We start from the raw sequence: 22,135 nt of genomic DNA on the forward strand, positions 1-22,135 counted from the left end.
CATTTTTCACACTGTACTGGGGAGAGAATCGGCGGCTTTTAGGAACTGACCGTCTTGCTCTCAATAAGCTCAACGATGGCATTAATGGACTTGAAGTTCTGCAAATCCAGATCTTTATTGTCGACACGAATGGAGAATTCCTTCTCCAGAAACATAACCAGCTGCATCGCAAACAACGAATTCACAAAACCAAGGGCAAAGATGTCCTCGTCGTCCTGAAGCTCATGCTTTTTGAAAAAACGACCCAAAAACTTGCGAACTCTACCTTTAACTTCTTCCATGTGTATAACACCCTTTCCCTCATTAAAATGGTTTTGAATACGCAATAAAGCTTGTTTATGCCATGAATTATTCATGTCGTTGATTAGTAACTATAGAAACCTTCCCCTGATTTTCTTCCGGTCTGTCCGGCGTGCACCATCTTTCTCAGTAAAGGACAACAACGGAATTTTGGGTCCTGGTAGCTCTCATACAGCACATCAAGAGAATCCACAACGGTATCCAAGCCAATTAAATCCGCAGTCTCCAAAGGTCCCATCGTATGGCCGTAACATTTAACAAAAATATCATCCACCTCACGTGCTGTAGCCACCTGATCCTGAAGAACAAAAGCAGCTTCATTCATAAACAGATGGGAAATGCGGTTTGAGACAAATCCGGGATAGTCGTTAACCAGAATCGTCTCTTTACCGATCGATGACAATAGTTCAGTTACTTCTTCAATGGTACGTTCCGAGGTATGCATCCCCTTAATTACTTCAACGGCTGATTTCAAGGGAACCGGATTCATAAAATGAGTACCAATGACCCGATCAGGCCGTTTGGTTAATGCCGCAATTTTGGTAATCGAGATACATGAAGTGTTCACCAGAAATATGCATGCCTCATGACAGATCGAGTCGATCCGGCTGTACACTTCCTTTTTGATGTCCCACTGTTCATTCACATTTTCAACGATGATATCCGCTTCACGAAGCATCTCCAGTTCCGTCGTCATATGGATGCGCTCCATAATAATCTCCGGGTCTTCCAGTCCCTCTACTTTCTTGAATAACTTCAGCATTCGGATATTGTTATAGATCTCTTCTCCGGCGATCTCCAGCACTTCATCCTTGATGTCCACCAAGACAACCTCATGACCTGTCTGTGCAAAACTCTGGGCTACACCGCGGCCCATCACCCCTGCTCCAATTACCCCGATCTTCTTCATCGTCCCTGTTCCTCCTGTTTGTGGGGGAGAAGCCGTGCTCTCCCTGATCAGAAATTAAAATCAAGATCTTCTGCGGCTGAATCGTAAGAAACCAGCATATGCTTGCTGCTTTCCAGTTCAATCTCACCAAGCTTCTGTTCCGGATGAAGCAATAACTGTTGCAGCAGCGCTACATAATCGTGAAGCATCTTCTCCGCCGTTTCCCGTTTGAAGAGCTTGGTCCGATACTCCAGATTAAATCGCAGCTTGTCATGTTTCTCGATGATTTCGAGATACACGTCATAACGGCTTTCCGCAGCTCCAAACTCATACGGAGTTGTGGTGAATTTGCCGACTGTTACGTCCACTGTACCTACATTCTGAAGTGCAAACATCGCATCAAATAAAGGATTGCGGTGTCTGTCTCTGTTCAGGTTAAGCTTCCGCACCAGATCCTCGAACTGAAACTGTTGATTCTCGTAAGATTTCAAGGCAGCTTCCCTAACTTCAGCCAGCAGTTCCAGGAATGTTTTCCCGGATTTTGGTTTGGTACGAATCGTGATGATGTTAATAAACACACCAACAACATCCTCCAGATCGGCGTGAGATCTGCCCGCAATGGGAGAGCCTACAACGATATCATCCTGATCTGCATATTTAGAAAGCAACACGTTGTACGCTGCAAGCAGCAACATAAACAAGGTTGTTCCTGTCTTGGCAGCCATGCGATCCAGATCCATAGTCAATGTTTCATTGCCGATAAATACAACCTGATCTCCTTCGAATTCATTAGCCAAAGGACGAGGATAATCGGTAGGCAATTTGAGCTGCGGGATAGAATCCTCATACAGGTTCAGCCAATACTCTTCCTGTTTGAGCAGAGCACCGGAAGAGAGCAAGGCATTATGCCACACCGCATAATCTTTGTACTGGATGGTGAGTGGTTTCAGCTCACGCCCTTCATACAGATCTATGATCTCCTGCATAATGATGTCCATCGACATGCCATCCGTAATAATGTGGTGCATGTCAAAAAATACGGCGTGTACACGATCACCAAGCTTAACCACCTCAAAGCGGAACAAAGGCGCCTGATCCAGCTCAAAAGGTTTCACGAAACCAAGGAGCTTCTCGGTGAGTTGTTCCCGAGTGGACTCCGAGTAACCGACGTTGAAGTCGACCTGGTCCCACACCTTCTGATATGGAATTCCGTCCAGAAATTCAAAGGAAGTCCGGAAAGATTCATGACGTTGAATCAGCTTACGAATGATCTGTTCAAATGCCCCGTGCTCAAAATCTCCCTCCATGATGGAGGCTCTTGGGATGTTTGCATTGGTATTTTGACCCTCAAGCCGGTCCAGAACTACGAATCTCTTCTGCGCAGAAGAAACCGGGTAATACGGTTGGGGCTCCACACGAGTCAGCACAGGCAGTGCTCCCTCGGAATCTCCGCTGATGGAGAGACCATAAGACTCTTCCAGATAAGCGGCCGATTCCGCAATGGTTGGATACATCAGGATCTCTGCTGTATTTACCAGGATCGACAACTCTTTGGTGAGACCATTGGCGATCTTGAGACCCAGGATGGAGTCTCCACCCAGCTCATAGAAATCATCATAAATACTGAGTTCATTGACCCCAAGTGACTTACTCCATAATCGACCTAAGGCGCTCTCAATGATGGAATAATCTTCGTCTGTCCTGCCCAATAACTTCATGTCGCCCGATTCTTCCTGTGCACGACTGGCATTCCCCTTGCGTCCGGTTTCAATAGCTTCGCTAATGTCAGAAGAGAACAGCATGAGCGGCATGTCATCAGAGACATGCTGATAGATTCCCTCCCGGTTAAGTTCCCCGATCAGAACCTGGGTTACATCCTTGCCCATGGCTTCTTGCAGTCCCTGTATACCTCTGGCCGTCGTAATCGCCTTGAATCCCCCATCTGAATTGGCATGAAAATCCCGGGCCATGCCGGTTTCTTTCCATGCGGTCCAGTTCACGGCAAGGGTGGACAGACCTGCCTGCCTGCGATGTGCCGCAAACGAATCCATATAGGCATTGGCAGCAGTATAGTCTCCTTGTCCAGGTTCACTAAAGAACGTTGTAGCCGTGGAGAACATGACAAAGAAGTCCGGTTGGTCCGCACGTGTCAGTTGATCCAAACTCCATGTCCCCAGCACTTTAGGCCGCATGACACGTTCAAAGGCTTCACGTTCTTTGTTCATCAGGAAACCTTCTCCAGCCACACCAGCGCCGTGAATGATACCAGACACGGGACCGTGCTGCTGTCTGATCTTGCTTAGCACCGATGCGAGCTGAAGAGGATCAGCAATATCTACGCTGTATAGATGTACTTCTGCGCCCCGAGCTTCCATCTCTTTGATCCGCCCAATCTGAGCAGTTAACTTGGTTTCCTCACCTGAGGACAGCACATCTTCCCATGTTGCCCGTTCTGGAAACGGTGAACGATTCATCAACACAAGTTTGATTTTCTCCGGCGCTAAAGATAATGCACTCGCCGTCTCCAGTCCAATCCCGCCTGTCCCTCCAGTGATGAGGTACACACCACCTTCACGCATGTGTATCGGTTGGTCGGGCAGCAAGGAAATTGGGATTTCACCCAGCTCCTGGACATATCGATGCCCCTTACGATAAGCGGCAAGATATAACGTGTCAGGATCACGAATTTCCTGCAACCATTGATCTATTGGTGTCTCATCATCGATATCAATGCTTCGACAGCGGAATTGATTCATCTCATGGCAGATAGTCTTGCCAAGCCCAACCATGGGTGCATGCTCTGGACGAATGTACGGCTCACTGCCTGTAACGCTTTGTGTACAAGATGTCACCAGTACCAGATCGACTGGTCGTTTGAAATGAACCTTGGACATCGCTTTGGACAGATAAAACAGACTATACACGCCGCGATCAAGCGACTCCTCCAATTCGCCCACAGTACCTACATCCGCATGTTGATCCAGTGCAAAGAAATGAAGGAGCTGCGAGATTTTATAAGGCTCTACCGCTCGAATGAACCGTTCATAATCTTCTTCACATGATCGAATGGTAAATTCGGCGTTGGCTTGATTGGTATAGGACTCTCCGCGGTAAACCTTGATCACGAGCCGCCCTTCCGCTTCCAGTTTCCCGGCTACGGATGAGGCAATACCACTTCTATCCATCAATATCACAACCGGCTCTGTATTGCCTCCATGCTGATCCATTGATATTCGATTCATTTCTTTCCACATAGCCGCATAATGCAGTGGAGCCGCGGCCTCTTCTATAGAGACCTCACGCAGCTGTGGACGTTCGGGAATATGGATCCAGCAGCGCTTCCGTTCCAGCGGATACGCGGGCAAGCTGACTTTACGAGCATGTTCACCTGCGTACAGTTCTTCCCAGTCCGCATCTGCTCCCTGTACATACAGATGGGCAATCTGCTTTAACAAATACTCCGACTCGCGTCCATCCTGTACAAAGCTCTGAATGGCCGAACGCATTAATTGGCTCAGACCCAATTTTTCCGATTCGGTCATTTCACCAGCTGCCCTATCCTTCTTACTCTTGGGAACAGTACGATGTTCACCGAACTCAACTCCCGGCAGTGCAATGGATTGGAATGATCTGTTCTCCAGCTGTCTCAGCGTATTCAGCAAACCTTCCGTATCCCGTACCATAAGTGACAACCGGAACGGGTAATGCCCCCGTCCTGTGCTTGCTGTACTGCACATATCTACGAGTTCATATCGCTCGTTTCGGTCCAGCAGACGAACATATTCAGCAACCAGCCGCTGAAGTGCCTCTTCGGATCGAGCAGACAATACCAGTAAATGAGGACGTGCTGGTGCAGATACAGGTGTAATCACTGGTGGCTCTTCCAGGATGACATGACAATTCGTTCCACTGATGCCAAATGCGCTGACACCGCAGCGACGAGGTCCGTCCTTCACCTTCCACGGTCGTAATCGTGTATTCACATATACAGGCGAAGCATGAAAATCAATATTTCGGTTTGGACGGTTAAAATGAAGATTCGGCGGAATCACACCATGCCTGACAGCAAGTGCCGCCTTGATCAGGCTGATCATACCTGCTGCCTCAGAGGTATGACCCAAATTGGTTTTAATGGAACCGACCGCACAGAATTGACGTCGATCCGTGAATTGTCGGAACGCATTTTGGATGCCTTTAATTTCAATTGGGTCACCCAGTGCGGTTCCTGTGCCATGCGTTTCCATGTACGTGATCGTTTCGGGATGAATACCTGCCTGTTTCCAGGCCTTCGTAATGACTTCCTGTTGAGCCGCTGGATTGGGAGCCGTAATGCCGGCTGAACTGCCATCCTGATTCATGGCAGTGCCTTTGAGAACAGCGTATACCTGATCCCCATCGCTAAGCGCATCCTCCAGTCTTTTTAGCATGACTACTCCGATGCCTTCACCAAGCCCGGCACCATCAGAGTCATCATCAAATGCTCTGGTCTTTCCGTCACCAGACTCCAGACCCTGGAGCATGTTTTCGTTCTTTTTGGTGATCGGCATGGTTGAGATTTTGATTCCACCCACTGCGGCCATGCTGCACTCTCCGCTTAACAGGGCACGCGAAGCAATATGCACCGCTGTAAGGGATGAAGAACAGGCCGTATCCACCAACATGCTTGGCCCTTTCAAGTTCAGCAAATATGATATGCGAGCAGGAATGATGGATGGTGTGTTACCCACCACGGCATCCGGAAGAGCGCCCAAATCCGTCTCATATATGAAACGAGAGTACATATCAACTGTGTTTGTTGAATACCCCAAATAGACACCGGTATCCGAACCGGCCAGTTTCCCGCCGCCGTAACCCGCATCCTCAATGGCCCTCCACACGGTCTCCAGGAAGAGACGCTGATTCGGGTCTGTCAGACTCGCTTCTTTCGGTGATAATTTAAAGAATGAATAATCGAATAAGTCAATGTCTTCTATAAAAGCTCCCGCTTTGGAATCCAGTTCCGGGAGGTCCAGTCTTGTATTTTGCAAATACCAGTCCAGATCTTGCTGTCGTCGTTCCGGGAGAGGACGGATATGATCCACCTTGCCTTGAATATGCTCCCAGAATTCGGATACATCGGTTGTGGAAGCTACATTCAGAGCCATCCCCACAATGGCTAGATCCCCAGACAATGGTCCGGAAGCAGTCTGTCGTGAATGCTGCTCATCTTGAGCACACATTTCTGCTTGCTTCTCAGTTTCCGGTGATGTCTGTTCTTCGCTGGTTGCAGAAGCATCCATGTCGCTCAGTACAGCAACCGTCTCTTCTTCCGATTCACCATGTTCCTTGAATATATATTCAGCCAGCTTGTGAATCGTCGAAAATTCAAACAAGTCCGTTACGGCAAGAACGCCAGGGTATCTTTTGGAAAGTCCTGCGTGGATTTTCAACAGCAGAATGGAATCAGCACCAAGCTCGAAGAAGTTCTCATAGATATCGATCTCGTCAAATCCCAGAACTTCTTTGCATACGCTGGCAACATGCCGTTCAGTAGCCGTATATCCACCCTCACTCTTGCCTGATAATTTCACTTCACCGCTTGAAGTACTGCCCGCCTTCTTGGTCGACCTCGTTTTGGAAGCAGCACTTTGCAGATATTCAGCCACTTTGCCACTGAGTTCTGTGGACAATCGAACCTGCATTTTATCCAGCAAACGAACGCCGCCGCCACTGAAGTTCAGTTGCCCGATCAGCACCCTGCGAATGGAGGAGTTCATGGCTTGTTCCAAGCCCTGTATGGCCTGTGCAGTAAGGACTGTTTTGAAGATGGTATCTGCGGTGAAACCAGCATCCACCGACATGCCCGTCTCTTTCCATGTGGTCCAATTCACGGTGAGTGTGCGTTTTCCTCTTAAGGAACGCTCATCGGCGAAGGCATCCAGGTAAGCATTAGCCGCCACGTAGTCTGCTTGCGTTACACCACTGAACATCGTCGCTACAGAAGAATACATCACAAAGAAATCCAGATCGTCACTGTGGGTGAGTTCGTCCAGATTCCAGGTACCATATATTTTGGATGCCAGCACTTCGCTGAATCGTTCTTCACTTCGATCCACCAGAAGTTGATCTCCACCGACACCCGCCCCATGAATGATTCCATGAATAGCACCATAACGTGTACGCATATCCCGAATTACCCGATCCATCGCTTCCCGGTCAGCCACATCCGCACTGTACCAGGAGACTTCCGAACCTGCGGCCTCCAGCTCCGTAACGGCTGTAATGAAACGGCGAAGCTTGGCTTGACCGGGCTGATTCATCAGGTTATCCCAATGTACACGCTCCGGTATCGGGGTGCGATTGATCAGAGCCAGACGCACAGGAGCTTTGGAAGCCAGGAAACGCGCTGTTTCCAGACCAATACCACCGCCGCCACCTGTAATCAGGTACACGCCCTGAGGGCGTACAACTAATGGGGCATCTCCTTCAACCTGCACACGCGTAAATTCTTCAACGTAACGTTGTCCACCACGATACGCGATCAGATAGTCCCCCTGATCTTCTGTCCCCATTGCTTCCTCGATCCAGGCATCTGCGGCAGTACCTGCATCGACGTCCAAGGAGCGGAAAGTAATGGACGGATGCTCACGGTTCAGTACCTTGCTTAGACTCAGGTATGACGCATGTTCCGGCCGCTGAGTGGATTCGTTTCCCGTAATATGGTGAGCATTCTGTGCTATCAGTGTCATACCAGCAATCTCGGCAAAGTCACTTCTCATCAGAGCACGTACCAAATAATACACACTGTACACACTTCGGCGCTGACTGCTCTGCAATTCATTCAAACTTTGAATACCCGACTGCCCGGTATCCAGAGAACAGCCAACATGAATGATGTGATCCACCGACTTGCCCCGAAGGCTTGCGAAGAGACGGCCATAATCCGACTCCTGATCACCAAGTGTATATCGATTATCTCTCAAGTCTGCAAAAGCAGAGCCCAGTGCTGCCCGGATCACTTTCACGCCAGTACGTGCAATCACATGAGCTATAGAATCAGCTGCACCAGACATGCCTTCCATCAACAATACCGTTCCCGGTAAAACGGAGATCCCGCTGCCTGTACGCTTCCACTCAGCAGCTCTCCATTGCATCGTATAATGAAAGTCTTCTGTGTGTTGTTCAGACACTGCCGCGCCTCTGTCGATACGACTGGATACCAATTCGTCAGGGAGATCAATCCAGCAGCGATGAGATTCGAAAGGGTACACGGGTAGACTGACCCTACGAACCCCCGTACCTTTGTACAGTTCCACCCAATCCACATCGGCTCCTTGGACGTACAACGATCTAAGTTCGGACACGCCTGTCTCATCATCCCACTCGGAAAGGTTGATCCCTTGTGTGATCTCCTGTACCCGTCGATCGAGCTTCTTCCGTGACGCTTCTGTCATGTCACCAGGTTCAAGTTGTGATTTGCTGGCAGGTACAATCTTGTGCTCCCCAAAGCTGAACCACGACTCAGGTTCATTCCACGTCTCCGCCAAGGATAGCACTTGCAGCTTCAGTCCCAGATCGGTGAGATTCTCTGCCACTATAGCCAATCTGAAGTTGTAGTGTCCTCTGCCCACACTCGCGGTATAACACAGATCCTGCAGATGGCATGCAGGCGGTTTTTCATGTATTAAACGGCTATATGTTGTGACCAGTTCCCGCAGAGCTGACTCAGACTTGGCGGACAACACGACCAGACCTTCCTTCGCATAAGAAGCGTCAACAACCGTGGCAACCGGTGCTTCTTCCAGCACCAGATGACAGTTCGTCCCGCTAAAGCCAAAACTGCTGACCGCACAGCGCATCGGGGACTCTTTCCGCTCCCATTTGCGGAGTCTTGTGTTAACATACACAGGTGATGTCTTGAAATCGATCTGTCCATTGGGTCTGTCAAAATGAAGAGACGGCGGAATTTCGCGATTTTTGATTACCAGTGCTGCCTTGATCAGACTGACCAGACCTGCCGCTTCATAGGGATGACCCATATTCGATTTCACAGTACCAATCGGACAAAACTGTTTCTTATCCGTGTACTTCTGAAAGGCAAGTTCCAAGCCTTCAAGTTCCAGCGGATCTCCCAGCTTAGTACCCGTTCCATGGGTCTCAATGTAGGACAGGGTCTCGGGGTGAATTCCCGCCTGATCCCACGCCCTAGATATCACATCAGCCTGGGCCACCGGGTTCGGAGCAGTAATCCCAATGGAAGCTCCGTCCTGATTAATGGCGCTGCCTTTGATGACTGCATAGATCTGGTCCTTGTCCTTGAGTGCTTTACTCAACGGTTTCAGTAATACCGTAGCAACCCCTTCGCTGATTCCAGCACCATCCGATGAATGGTCAAAAGCTCTGGTTCGTCCATCCGATGCTTCAAGTCCCCCGCGGTAATATTCCGTATCCAGAGGCATCAGGTTCACACGCAATCCACCAGCAAGTGCCATATCACAGTCACCATTCCGAATGGATTGGCAGGCAAGATGCACGGCCACCAATGAGGATGAACAGGCGGTGTCCACCACCATCGAAGGGCCTTTCAGATCCAGAAGATACGAGATTCGTGCAGGCATCATGGCAGAAATATTGCCCACAGCCGCATCCGAAGTTAACTGGATATCAATATCCTGGATCATTCGCAAGTAGCTGTCCTTAATATTGCTGGCAAATCCCAGGTACACACCTGTCCGGCTGCCAGCCAGGCTTTTCCCACCATATCCCGCATCCTCAAGAGCGCTCCAGGCTGTTCGCAGGAACAGCCTCTGAAAAGGATCCATTAGTGCCGCGTCCCGTGGGGGTATCCGAAATAATTTGTAATCAAATTGATCGATGTCTTTCAGATAGGAACCATCACTATATTTGATGTCCTCTCCATAGCCCGCATATCGGAGGTACGCATCAATATTTTGACGACGAGAGTCCGGAAAATTGGCAATGGAATCACAGCGATCACGGATGTTGTCCCAAAACTCGCCGATATTATCCGCAGACGGAAGCATGGCCGATATGCCAACAATGGCGATTCCCTCAGAGTCGCTTCGCTTCCCCTCCGATTTCAATCCTTTGAGCAGTTGGGCGGCAACTTGCTTATCAATCTTGCCCGCAGCTGCATTCTCAATAATGATTCTCAGCATCTGGCTTGTTTGGTTCATCGGGTTCTCCTTCCTCAACGATCCTCGAAGCTCTTGACTGCATCGTCAATGCTCAGGCTACCAGCTTCAATATCCTTAAACAGTTGTTCAAAATCATCCACCGGTGGGGCTGGCTCAGCAGCCGGTTTTATATCCAGCTTGGTCATGACAAATTGGGATAGCGCATGTACACTGGTGTACGAAAACAGATGGATTAGTTTCATTTTGCCTGGATAGGCTTCTTCAAGCAGAGAGAATAACCGATTTAACAGAATGGAATCTCCGCCCAGATCAAAAAAGCTATCGTGGATATCCAGCTCTTCAAAACCAAGCACTTCGTTATACATGCCTGCAATCTGCCTTTCGATGCTGTTGTAATCCTCGCCGTCTTTTCCTTTGAGTTCAACATGTGCATTCGCCGATTTGTTTCGTTTAGCTGCAGCAGGAGCCACCTGACGCGACTCTTCCAACTTCTCGGCTTCTTTCAGTCTGTTCGTCATCTCTTCGGAGAATCGGAATGGAAATTTGGTCAACAGTGCTTTGGCAAACCGTGGGTGGTATGTAAATTCCCCGATCAACACACGCGGCACCTCTTTGTTCAATGCTGCAAAAAATCCGGCCGTTGCCTGTTCGGTCGGAAGGGCTTTTGTAATGGCGTCCACATTAAAACCATAATCCACAGACATGCCCGCTTCTTTCCATGAAGACCAGTTAATAGACAAGGTCTTCAGGCCGCTTTTGCTGCGCGAGTAAGACAAAGCATCCAGATATGCATTGGCCGCTGAATAATCTCCTTGTCCAACCTCACTTGACAGCGACAGACCGGAAGAGAAAAAGACCAGGAAATCAAGCTCATCCTGACGGGTCAGTTGGTCCAGTATCCAGGCTCCCTGCACTTTTGGATGAAGGACTTCGTCAAACGTTTCCTGCGTTTTGCGGATCAAATATCCAACCGCCGGTACACCTGCACCGTGGATCACTCCTGTGATGGACCCATGCTTTTCCCTGACATCGGCCAGTACATCCAGCATCGCTTCATAATCCGATACATCGGCTGCATAACAGGATACTTCTGAACCCTGTTGTTCAATCTCCAGGAAATTGCGGAGACGAGCAGCCGTCTTGGATTCAAGCTCAGGGTCATTAAGCAGTGTCTCCCATTCCGATCTTGCAGGCACTGGGGTACGCCCAATTAACACAAGTTTGACCTCTGCTTGGGAAGCGAAAAATTTTGCCATTTCCTGACCAATCCCGCCTGTACCCCCAGTAATGACATACACACCACCCTGTTGAATATGGACAGGAGAATCTGTCAGCTCATCGGCTTGAACTTCACCCAATTCCTCGATATAACGGACCCCACTACGATAGGCAGAGGTATAACTCTGATCTTGGGAACCCATTTCCTGAAGCAGTTCATCTGCCCCTGCGCTTTCGTCCAGATCAATGCTTCGACAGGTAATATGCGGATATTCTAAGGCGAGCACTTTACCCAAACCGTATAACGAGGCCGCTTCAGGAGAAAGTCGACTCTCATCCGTTGTAACTTCGTAGACCTGTTCGGAGACCAGCATCATATTCAGTGCGTTGTCACTTCCGTGTTCAATGAGTGCACGAATCAGATAAAACAGGCTATATACGCCCTTTTGCTGACTATGTTCCAAGTCCTGAAGTGTATGAATTTCCGCAGAACCCGGCACCGCAAAGAGATGTACAATGTCACTTATGGATGTATTCCCCAGCGCTGCAAATAGCTCCGCAAAGTTGTTTTCCGAACCATTCACCGTGAACGAACCGTCCGGTTCATGCTTGAAAGATTCTCCGTAACGCACCTCAATTACTTGTCGCCCTGACTGCTTAAGGCGTTCAATCAATACACTTCCCCGATTACCCTCGTCCTTCAAAATCAAAACTGCACCTGTTCCTTGAATCGGTTCAGGCTCATTTAGATCCGCTCTCCTCCAGTTCATCCGATAGAATCGGGCTGGCGTCGGTTCTTCCGAGACCGCACTGTTGCACTTTACGGTAGCGGCGGTACGAGCCGTCTCAGGAACTTCAAACCAGCAGCGGGTTCGGGTAAATGGATAGGTTGGCAGACTTGTTTTGCGCAGTCCGTCTCCTGTGTATAGAAGCTCCCAGTTCAGTTCTGCACCTTGTACATAATGCAGTCCAATCTGGTTCAGGATGTCCTGTACAGCCTGCTGACCTTTGCCCATCTTCGCCAGTTCCGGATTCAAACTCGCAGTCTGACGGCTCTTCTGCCCTTCTTCGCCTGAATCTGGACGGTTTTGATCGCTGCTAACCTTGTGATAACCGTAATAGATCCCTGGGCTTTGGTGCCCATTGGGACCAGTACTTTTGCTTAAATTCTCATCGGCTCCGATCATTCGTCCAGCTTCATTTAATCGAAGCAAGAGCTCTTCCGCATCCTGCCCGGTGACCAGTAAACGGTAGGCGTAGTGCCCCCTCCCAGTGTTGGCGGTATAACACAGAGAAGGTACATTCTGAGCTTCAACTTGAGAGAGAACGTGAGTATATTCCGTAATCAGCGTCTGGAGCGCTGCCTGCGTTTTGGCCGATACGGTTAGAAGATGTTCTCCGCGTATTTCCAGCTCTTTAACCGTAGTGGTCGGCGCTTCTTCCAGCACAATGTGACAATTGGTCCCACTGATGCCAAATGCACTAACACCGCTACGTCGTGGCGTGGCAGCGTTATCCCACTCCCGCAACCGGGCATTCACATAGACCGGGGATGCCGCAAAATCGATGGCCCGATTCGGTCTGTGAAAATGTTTGGAGGCAGGAATCTGTTTATGTTTCAGTGACAAGGCCGATTTGATCAAACCCACGACACCAGCCGCCTCTGACAGGTGACCGATATTCGTTTTGACCGAGCCGATTCCGCAAAATTGACTTTTACCCGTGTGACGCCGGAATGCCTGCTCAATCCCTTGTACCTCAAGCGGATCGCCCAGCATGGTGCCACTGCCATGAGTCTCAATATAAGAGACCGTCTCGGGATCGATACCCGCATCCGCCCAGGCTTGAAGAATCGCTTCCGTCTGTGCCTCCGGGTTCGGGGCAGCGATACTGATGGATTTACCGTCCTGGTTTACGCCATACCCTTTGATAACAGCGTAGATCTGATCACGGTCTTCCAACGCTTTATCCAATGGTTTGAGCATCACCACCCCTGCGCCTTCACCAATACCCGATCCGTCCGAATCGTCATCAAACGCTTTGGTTCTCCAATCGGTGGACTCAATCCCAATTTTGATATGATCACTCTTTAGCGGAACCAGATTAATCTTGATTCCCCCAACGAGCGCCTGATCGCATTGCCCCTCCTTGATCGCCTGACACGCCAGTGTAATGGCCACCAGAGAGGATGAACAAGACGTATCCACCACCAAGCTCGGCCCTTTTAAATCCAGTAAGAAGGATAACCGACCAGCCGCTACAGAAGCCAGATTACCCACAAGCGAGTACGCAAAGGATTCCGGTTCCGCATCGTAGATAAAACGTGAGTAAAGATCCCGAATATTGTTGGAAAGGCCTAGGTATACCCCCGTGCGGCTGCCAACCAGTTTCCCTCCCCCATACCCTGCGTCCTCGATCGCTTTCCATGCCGTTTCCAGAAACAGCCTGTGATTGGGGTCCGTCAGACTGGCTTCTTTGGGTGACATTTTAAAATAGGCATAATCAAATTTATCAATCTCATCCAGATAGGCATTTTCGTTGAATTGAATCTCGTCTGGCGACATACCTAGATATTGCAGATACGAATGAATGTCCGGCACTCTGGATGCCGGAAAGGAACGAATGCTGTCCGTACCACTGACGATGTTGTCCCAGAATTCTTCGGGAGAATCAGCTTGCGGCAATTTCAAAGCCATGCCCACAATGGCAATATCTTTGGCAGTATTGGTTGACCCGGACGCAGTATAGGCGTCCTCCTCCGATTTGAGTTTTTTGAGCAGCTGCACGGCCACTGTTTTGTCCAAGCTTCCGTCTTGCAGATGTTCCATGACAAACTTGTATACACTCTCCACCACAGTTCCTCCTTTACAGGTTAATCAGGTTATTCAAAGCCTGCTGCAGCGTAACGTCGCCACTTTCCATCTGGTCGATTACACGCTTCAGATCCTGCTCCATGTCTTGTGGCTTCGAAGTAGCCTTCTCATCCATAAACCGAGCCAATCTGCTAATATTGGAGTTCGCAAACAAATCCGTGACTTTGGTCAAACCAGGAAACTGCTGATCAATCCGGGCCTGAACCTGTATAAGCACAATGGAATCAGCACCCATCTCGAAGAAACTGTCCCCTACATTAATCTCATGAAAACCAAGCATCGTTCGACAGATGGAAGCGAGTGCCTTTTCAGTTGGTGTATAGGATGCGTCTGATTTACCTGTCAAAACCACTTCTCCCTCACGTTCCTCTGACGAGGATACCCGGAGATGCTTGTTGGCCATTTGCTTCATCCGTTGGTCCAGTTGAACGCGAATAGCGGAAGAGAGATCAAACGGACTTTTGGCCAGTGCCGATATCAATTGACCCTCATAATGAATCTGACCAATAAGTACTCGGCGAACCGATGATTGCCGCATCACAAGAGATAATTGATTCATCGCTTGTTCCGTAGGCATGGCTTTGAACAACGTATCCACAGCAAACCCGTGCTCTGCTGACATACCCGTTTCCTTCCAGGTAGACCACTGCACAGTCAGCGTGCGCTTGCCCATCATTGATCTGTAGTCAGCATATGCATCTAGGTAGGCATTGGCAGCAATGTAATCCGCCTGTCCCGGGGCGCTGAATACCGAAGCGATCGATGAATATAGCACCATAAAATCGAGATGGTCCTGTTCGGTAAGTTGATCCAATACCCAAGTACCATGTACTTTGGGAGAGAATACCTCGGTGAATCCCGCCTGTGAACGGCTTGTGATCATTTCCGAGCTTCCAACCCCTGCGCCATGGACAACCCCTTTAATTTTCCCGAACGTTGCCCGAAGCTGATCCAGAACTACACGCATGGCATCCAGATCCGACACATCTGCAGCATGGCAACTAACCTGATGTCCCCGGCTCTCCAGTTCACGAATAACTGTAATTTGATGAATCACCTTGAATCTCGATTGTTCTGCAACAATGGCATCCCATTCCTCACGTGCAGGCATCGGTGTACGGCTGATTAATGCTAGGTTCACTGGAGCGTCGGAAGCCAGATATCGCGCGGTTTCCAAGCCAATTCCGCCGGTACCACCGGTAATGATGTACACACCATCGTTGTCAAAAATAAAGGCATCTTCAGCAGGTGCAGATTCATTCAATGCTCTGAACTCCTGAACATACCGTGTTCCATTACGATAGGCCACCTCATAATAGGAAGATGTTGTACCGATCTCTTGCAACAAATGCTCCAGAGAAGAGTTCTCATCCATATCTATACAACGGCAATGAACCTGTATGTTCTCCTTGCCTACCACTCTGCCCATTCCAAAGGCAGAAGCCAGATAAGGCTTTATCCGCTCCGTACCGGTAATGTAATTGACCTCACGGGATACCAGAACTAACTCCATGGGCTGGCTCAGAGAACTGGACAACAGCGCTCGAATAAACCGGAAGAACCCATATACACGTTCATCTAGAACAGACTCTAATGATTCCATGTCACTAGATACACTTGCTGCATGTTCATCACTGCCCACACCGTTTAGATACACCACTCTGGAAAGTTGGTCTAGGCCCGCCTGTTGCAGCACACGCTGATAGACTTCCACCTGTTCCAGATTTCGACTGTCCGGGTCAGATTGCAGAACATCCGCCTGAAGTACGGTATATACCTGCATCCCCGACTGTTCCATACGTGCTGCTATCTCAGCTGCATAATCGGACCCATCCAGAAGTACCAGTGTAGTACCATGGCTCGCTTCGATCAGCTGATCGGAATCCTCTTTCGCTATCTCCTTCTGCTGCCATACAAGCTCGTAGGCCTCCGGTACCGATCTGGTGCTCGCTTGTGCATACACTGAAGACTGCTCGGGAAGATCCACCCAGCAGCGTGTATTATCGTATGGATACAATGGAAGACTGATTTTACGAATTTCCTCTTCCCTGTACATCAGGCTCCAATCCACTTCACTGCCTGTAGTGTACAGTCTGCATAATTCATGTAATAAACCCGGATCTGGAGACTCCATGTATCGGGATAGGCAATCTCTGCCCTCCTGCTTCAAGATGGACTTCTCCTGCCCCGTCAATTCGTGGTCTTTCCCTTCGATCTTCTCTGTGACTACTTTATGCACGCCATAATAGAGCTGATGCTCACCTATGGATTCGAGACCTGATGTAGCGAGTAGCCGCAACTTCATGAGCAGATCGGATGTGTCCGTCACTCCAAAGGCAATCCGATATACATGATGCCAGCGCCCCGTATTCGCGGTATAACATATGTTTTTGAGCGAAAGTTCCTGCTGACGTTCTGAGATAAAACGGATATAGTTATCAACCAGCGCAAGTAATGACTTGCGGCTCTTGGCACTTAGCGTGAACACTTCCACATCTCTGGTAATCTTCCGTTCCTGGATCACAGGCGGCTCTTCCAGTACGAGATGGCAGTTGGTTCCGCTAAATCCAAAGGCACTGACTCCGCAGCGAAGCGGCTCCCCGTTCCCGTCCCATGGTCTCGATTTCGTGTTGACATACAACGGCGAATCCTGGAATGAAATGGATGAGTTAGGCTTATCAAAATGAAGCGTAGGTGGTAATACCCGATGCTTCAAGGCCATAGCCGCTTTAACCAGACTGCCTACACCAGCTGCTTCAAACAAATGGCCTATATTGGACTTGACCGAGCCTATAGCAACAAACTGATGCTTGTCTGTATATCGGCGCAGTGCTGTGGTAAGTCCATCCATTTCAATTGGATCGCCGAGCTTCGTCGCTGTACCATGCGTCTCCACGTAACCAATGGTCGAAGGATCAATACCGGCATCCTGCCATGCCTTCACAATGACATCCGTCTGTGCTTCAGGATTCGGAGCCGTAATGCCAATCGAAGCTCCATCCTGATTAATGGCACTTCCTTTGATAACCGCATAAATATTGTCTTTATCCGCAATCGCCTTGCTTAGCGACTTCAATACTACGGCGGCTCCGCCTTCACCAAGCCCCGAACCATCTGCTTCTTGATCAAATGGCTTGGTTAATCCATCCGAAGATTCAATGCCGACTTTCAAATAATCATGATCCAACGGACTGAGGCTGATCCGTGCACCTGCGACAATCGCCATCTCGCAATCACCATTACGAATGGCCCGGCAGGCCAGATGGGTAGCGACAAGTGATGCAGAACATGCCGTGTCGATCACCATCGTAGGCCCCTTGAGATCGAGTGGATAGGCAATACGAGTCGGCATCATGGCTGTGATGTTCCCGACAATGGACATCGGATATTGATAGGGGTCCAGATCACAGATCATTTTGAGATAAGAATCGTTCAGGCTACTGGCAAAACCCATATAGACACCTGTATTTGTTCCTTCGATGCGCCCTCCGTAACCTGCATCCTCTACCGCATGCCATGACGTCTTCATGAATAACCGCTGAATCGGGTCCGTTAATCCAGCCTCCTTCGGAGACAAACGGAAATACTTATAATCAAACTGATCAATATCATCCAGAAATGCACCCTGAAGGTACTGCACTTCTTTGTCCGCACCCAGCTTGGCATTCATCCATTGATGATAGGCATCCATGTCTTTTTTGCGTCCCTCTGGAAAATCCGTTGTACAGTCCACACCGTTCAAGATGTTGTCCCAATACTGCTCTGCCGTATCAGCCATTGGCATTTCCGCAGCAATCCCAATAATGGCGATGGCCTCATCCTGTTCAACGATTGGTTTCTTTTGCTCCAGAGGAGCAGCCGCTTTTGCTTTTACAGCCGTGCCGTTACCCTGGTTCACATGCAGTGCCAGCTTATGGATAGACGTATGTGCAAATAAATGAGCAATCTTCACTTTACCCGGAAACTCCTCGTTCAGCCTCTCATGCATACGGATCAGCATAATGGAGTTGCCCCCGAGATCGAAGAAATTATCATAGATATTGATCTCCTGATAACCCAGAATCTCACTGTATATGCGTGCTACCTGCTGCTCGGTTTCCGAATAGAGTCCCCCTTCATTCCCTGAAAGATCTACGGGCCCCGTATGCTTCTCCTGTGGTACGGTCCGGTTGGAACGATTCGATGCTCCCTGGTCAGCGATTTCCTTACTCCGCTTCACTCCAGCTTCCAACTTATCCGACAAACGGAACGGGAACTGCCCAAGTGCAGCGAGATGTTTACTTCCATAATTCATCGCACCGATGAATACTCGCGAGAGTTGTCTGCTCATGGCTGCTTCCATCGCTGCGATACCATCTGTTGTAGGAATGGTTTTAAACATGCCATCCACATTGATACCAAATTCCACGGACATCCCGGTCTCTTTCCACGATACCCAATCAATGGAGAGTGTTCTGCGACCCTGCCCCGTCCTCCATGCCGCGAAGGAATCCAAATAACAATTGGCAGCCGTATAATCCCCTTGTCCAATTTCACCGACCACAGATATACCGGATGAGAACAATACCATAAAGTCCATGTCTTGATCTCGCGTCAGTTTCTCCAGAATCCAGGTTCCCTTCACCTTGGGTCCAAGAATGGTCTGGAACTCCTCATCGCTTTTGCGATATATAAATCCGTCTCCGGGAATACCTGCTCCATGAATAACACCATGTATGTCCCCGTAGCGGTGGGTGATATCCTGAATCACTTCCGTCATGCCCGCAACATCGGCAAGATCTGCATTATAATAATGAACGGTTGCGCCCAATGCTTCCAGTTCAAGGATGCCTTGCATCTTGGAACCGCGGGAATCTTCGCCTGCTTCCAATATGTCTTCCCACTCCTCCTTTGCCGGAAGAAGTGTCCGACCAACAATCGCCAGCTTCACTTGCTCCGAAGAAGCCAGAAACCGTGCTGCTTCCAGACCAATACCACTTGTACCGCCTGTCACGAGATATAAACCGCCTGGACGCACCTTGAAAGGTACGCTCTCATGTTCATTAAGATCCATCTCTGTAAAGGTCTCCGTATAACGCTGGCCTTCACGATACGAAACAGCATAAGCTTCACCGTTGATATGTCTTTCCTTGAGGATATCCTTCACAGATATGGACTGATCCACATCTATAAACTTGCTCCGAATATGTCCATATTCCTGCTGAATCACTTTACCAAGTCCCTTTAAGAGTGCATTATGAGGGGTAATCCTCTCTTCTCTTCCTGTGACTTGTCCAGCGTACTCAGCAATCAGGTTCAGATGAATTTCTTCAGCAAAGCCTTTGCTCATAAGCGCCTGAATCAGATAGACCGGTGAGTAGAAAGCTTCCTGTTGTCTGGCTTCAATAGCTGCCAAATCTTCAGGATATAATGAATTGCCCATCATGGATAAATAGATGATTTCAGTAATTTCACCGTCTGTGAACATGTTTAACAGCTCAGTATAGGCCGCCGGAGCAGCTCCGCCGACTTCGTATTGATTCTCCGATATTTGCCGGAACTGGTTACCCGGTCTCACATGGACTACCCGCTTGCATTCGCCCTCCAGTTCTGCCGACAGTTCCTGTTCCAATTCGGTACCATTACCGATCATCATGACTGTGCCTGAAGAGGAAGGCACTGAGGTATACAAAGTCGTATCCCCATCGTCCTCTATCCAGCGCACCGTATGAAAATAGTCCTTTAACGACACAGCAGTCGGGTCTTGAATATCAATCCAGCATCTGCTGGGCTCAAACGGATACGTAGGTAAACTTAACTTCCGTACTTGTCTCCTTTGATATAGCTGCCCCCAATCCATCGTTGCACCCTCGGCATAGAGTAAAGCCAGCTCCCGAAGTGCTGATTCATCCCATACAAGAGGACTGGAAGCAAGTTCTTTGATCCGTTCCTGTGCCTGAGACGATTGACGTCTGGTGCGCTCACGTTCTTCCGATCCCATACGCTCGGCTCCTGTAGGCTTAGGAGCGGGAGCACCGGTATAGACTCCCTCTTGTGTCTTCAATTGGGTCCACGGTTGTTCCAACAGGTGAATCAGTTGAGCCGTGTCTTCCACAAGCAGGGACAGACGATGTTCATAATGCCCACGACCTGTAGCTGCCGTATAACAGACATTCGCAACAGGAACTTCACGATTCTCCTTCAGGAAACGCTCATACCGCTGGAGCAATCGAATAAGCGCTTCTTCCGTCTGAGCCGAACACACAAACAGCTGCTTGCCTAAAGCCTGATCCTCTCCTGGGTCTTGAGCAGTAACGGCTGGAGCCTCCTCAAGCACGACATGACAGTTGGTTCCGCTGAATCCAAAAGCACTGACACCACATCTGCGCGGGATTCCCTCTTCCGCTTCCCAGGGTCGGAGTTGTGTATTCACATACACTGGCGTTTGCTCAAACCGGATGTTGCGGTTGGGTTTGGCAAAATGAAGAGACGGCGGCAGCTTCTGATGTTTCAAGGCCATCACTGCTTTGAGCAGCCCGGTTACGCCTGCACATTCATATAAATGACCGATATTGGATTTCACAGAGCCAATCGCGCAAAATTGTTTTTTGGCGGTAAACTGTTCAAAAGCATTGGTAATCCCTTTAATCTCAATCGGGTCTCCCAGCTCCGTCGCTGTACCATGGGCTTCAATATAACGGATGGTCTCAGGGTCAATCCCCGCTTCTTCCCATGCCTTCACGATCGCTTCGGATTGGGCACGCGGATTCGGTGCAGTCAACCCAATAGAGGTTCCATCCTGATTGGCAGCAGTTCCCTTAATGACGGCGTAGATATGATCCCCATCCTCAATGGCCCGACTTAACGGTTTCAGAAGAATGGCGGCCACACCTTCACCCACACCTGCCCCATCTGAGGCATCATCAAATGTCCGCGTCTCCCCGTCGGAGGACTCAATGCCAAATTGCTCATATTTATTAAAAACAGGGAGCGTATTCACCTTCACCCCACCCGCTATGGCTGCATCACACTCACCACTTCGGATCGACTGACAGGCCATATGAACAGCAACAAGAGATGATGAACATGCAGTATCCACCACCATGCTGGGGCCTTTCAAATTCAGCAAATAGGATATTCTCCCCGCCAGTACCGCAGTCACATTGCCCGTTACCGAGATGGAGATGGATTCCGGTTCTACATCGGCGATAATATTGGCATAATTGTCTCGGGTGCTGCTGTAATACCCTACATACAATCCCGTATTGCTACCGGATAACTTTGCGCCTCCATAACCTGCATCTTCCACCGCTTCCCATGCCGTCTGGAGAAAAATTCTCTGGTCAGGACTCATCAGGGCTGCTTCTTTGGGTGTCAGCTTAAAGTAGCGATAATCAAATTTGTCCACTTCATCCAGGTAGGAACCTTTAATAAAGCTCAGCCCATCTTCATCCTGCTGTTTGAAACGTACATATTTCAGCACATCCTCTTGTCTCGCTTCAGGGAACTCCACAATGGAATTCACTTTGTTCTCGATATTGTTCCAGAACTCCTCCACATGATCAGCCATGGGCATATGCGCAGATATGCCGATAATGGCAATATCTTCACGAGTGTTCTTTTTCTGCTGTTTCAACAGCGTAATCATATCAATCGCCGTTTTTTTGTCGATTTTGCCACCAGATGTATTCTCAATAATGTATTTAAGCAACTGTTCCAATGTATCGTCCCCTTACATA

General features: G+C 49.2%; 5 protein-coding genes. All 5 read right to left on the bottom strand.

Annotated elements, in window-relative coordinates:
- Positions 1 to 38 precede the first annotated feature (38 nt).
- The 5 genes from MKY92_RS26410 to MKY92_RS26430 all read right to left on the bottom strand — a co-directional run bounded on the left by MKY92_RS26410 (position 39) and on the right by MKY92_RS26430 (position 22,116).
- Positions 39 to 281: an acyl carrier protein gene (locus MKY92_RS26410; protein WP_076212934.1), complete on the bottom strand. Its 243-nt coding sequence runs from the start codon at positions 279 to 281 to the stop codon at positions 39 to 41.
- A gap of 83 nt (positions 282 to 364) precedes the next feature.
- Positions 365 to 1,210 carry a 3-hydroxyacyl-CoA dehydrogenase NAD-binding domain-containing protein gene (locus MKY92_RS26415; protein WP_339298198.1) on the bottom strand — a complete coding sequence of 282 codons (846 nt, stop codon included), beginning with the start codon at positions 1,208 to 1,210 and terminating at the stop codon, positions 365 to 367.
- 47 nt (positions 1,211 to 1,257) lie between these two features.
- Entirely contained in the window at positions 1,258 to 10,365 is a 9,108-nt protein-coding gene (locus MKY92_RS26420; protein WP_339298199.1) for an SDR family NAD(P)-dependent oxidoreductase, read from the bottom strand.
- Between the two features lie 14 nt (positions 10,366 to 10,379).
- Positions 10,380 to 14,396 carry an SDR family NAD(P)-dependent oxidoreductase gene (locus MKY92_RS26425; protein ID WP_339298200.1) on the bottom strand — a complete coding sequence of 1,339 codons (4,017 nt, stop codon included), beginning with the start codon at positions 14,394 to 14,396 and terminating at the stop codon, positions 10,380 to 10,382.
- A 13-nt stretch (positions 14,397 to 14,409) separates the two neighbouring features.
- The gene (locus MKY92_RS26430; RefSeq protein WP_339298201.1) at positions 14,410 to 22,116 is read right to left on the bottom strand and encodes an SDR family NAD(P)-dependent oxidoreductase; all 7,707 of its coding nucleotides are present in this window, start codon (positions 22,114 to 22,116) and stop codon (positions 14,410 to 14,412) included.
- Between the last annotated feature and the right edge of the window lie 19 nt (positions 22,117 to 22,135).

It is taken from the genome of Paenibacillus sp. FSL R5-0623, from assembly GCF_037974265.1.
Classification (GTDB): domain Bacteria; phylum Bacillota; class Bacilli; order Paenibacillales; family Paenibacillaceae; genus Paenibacillus.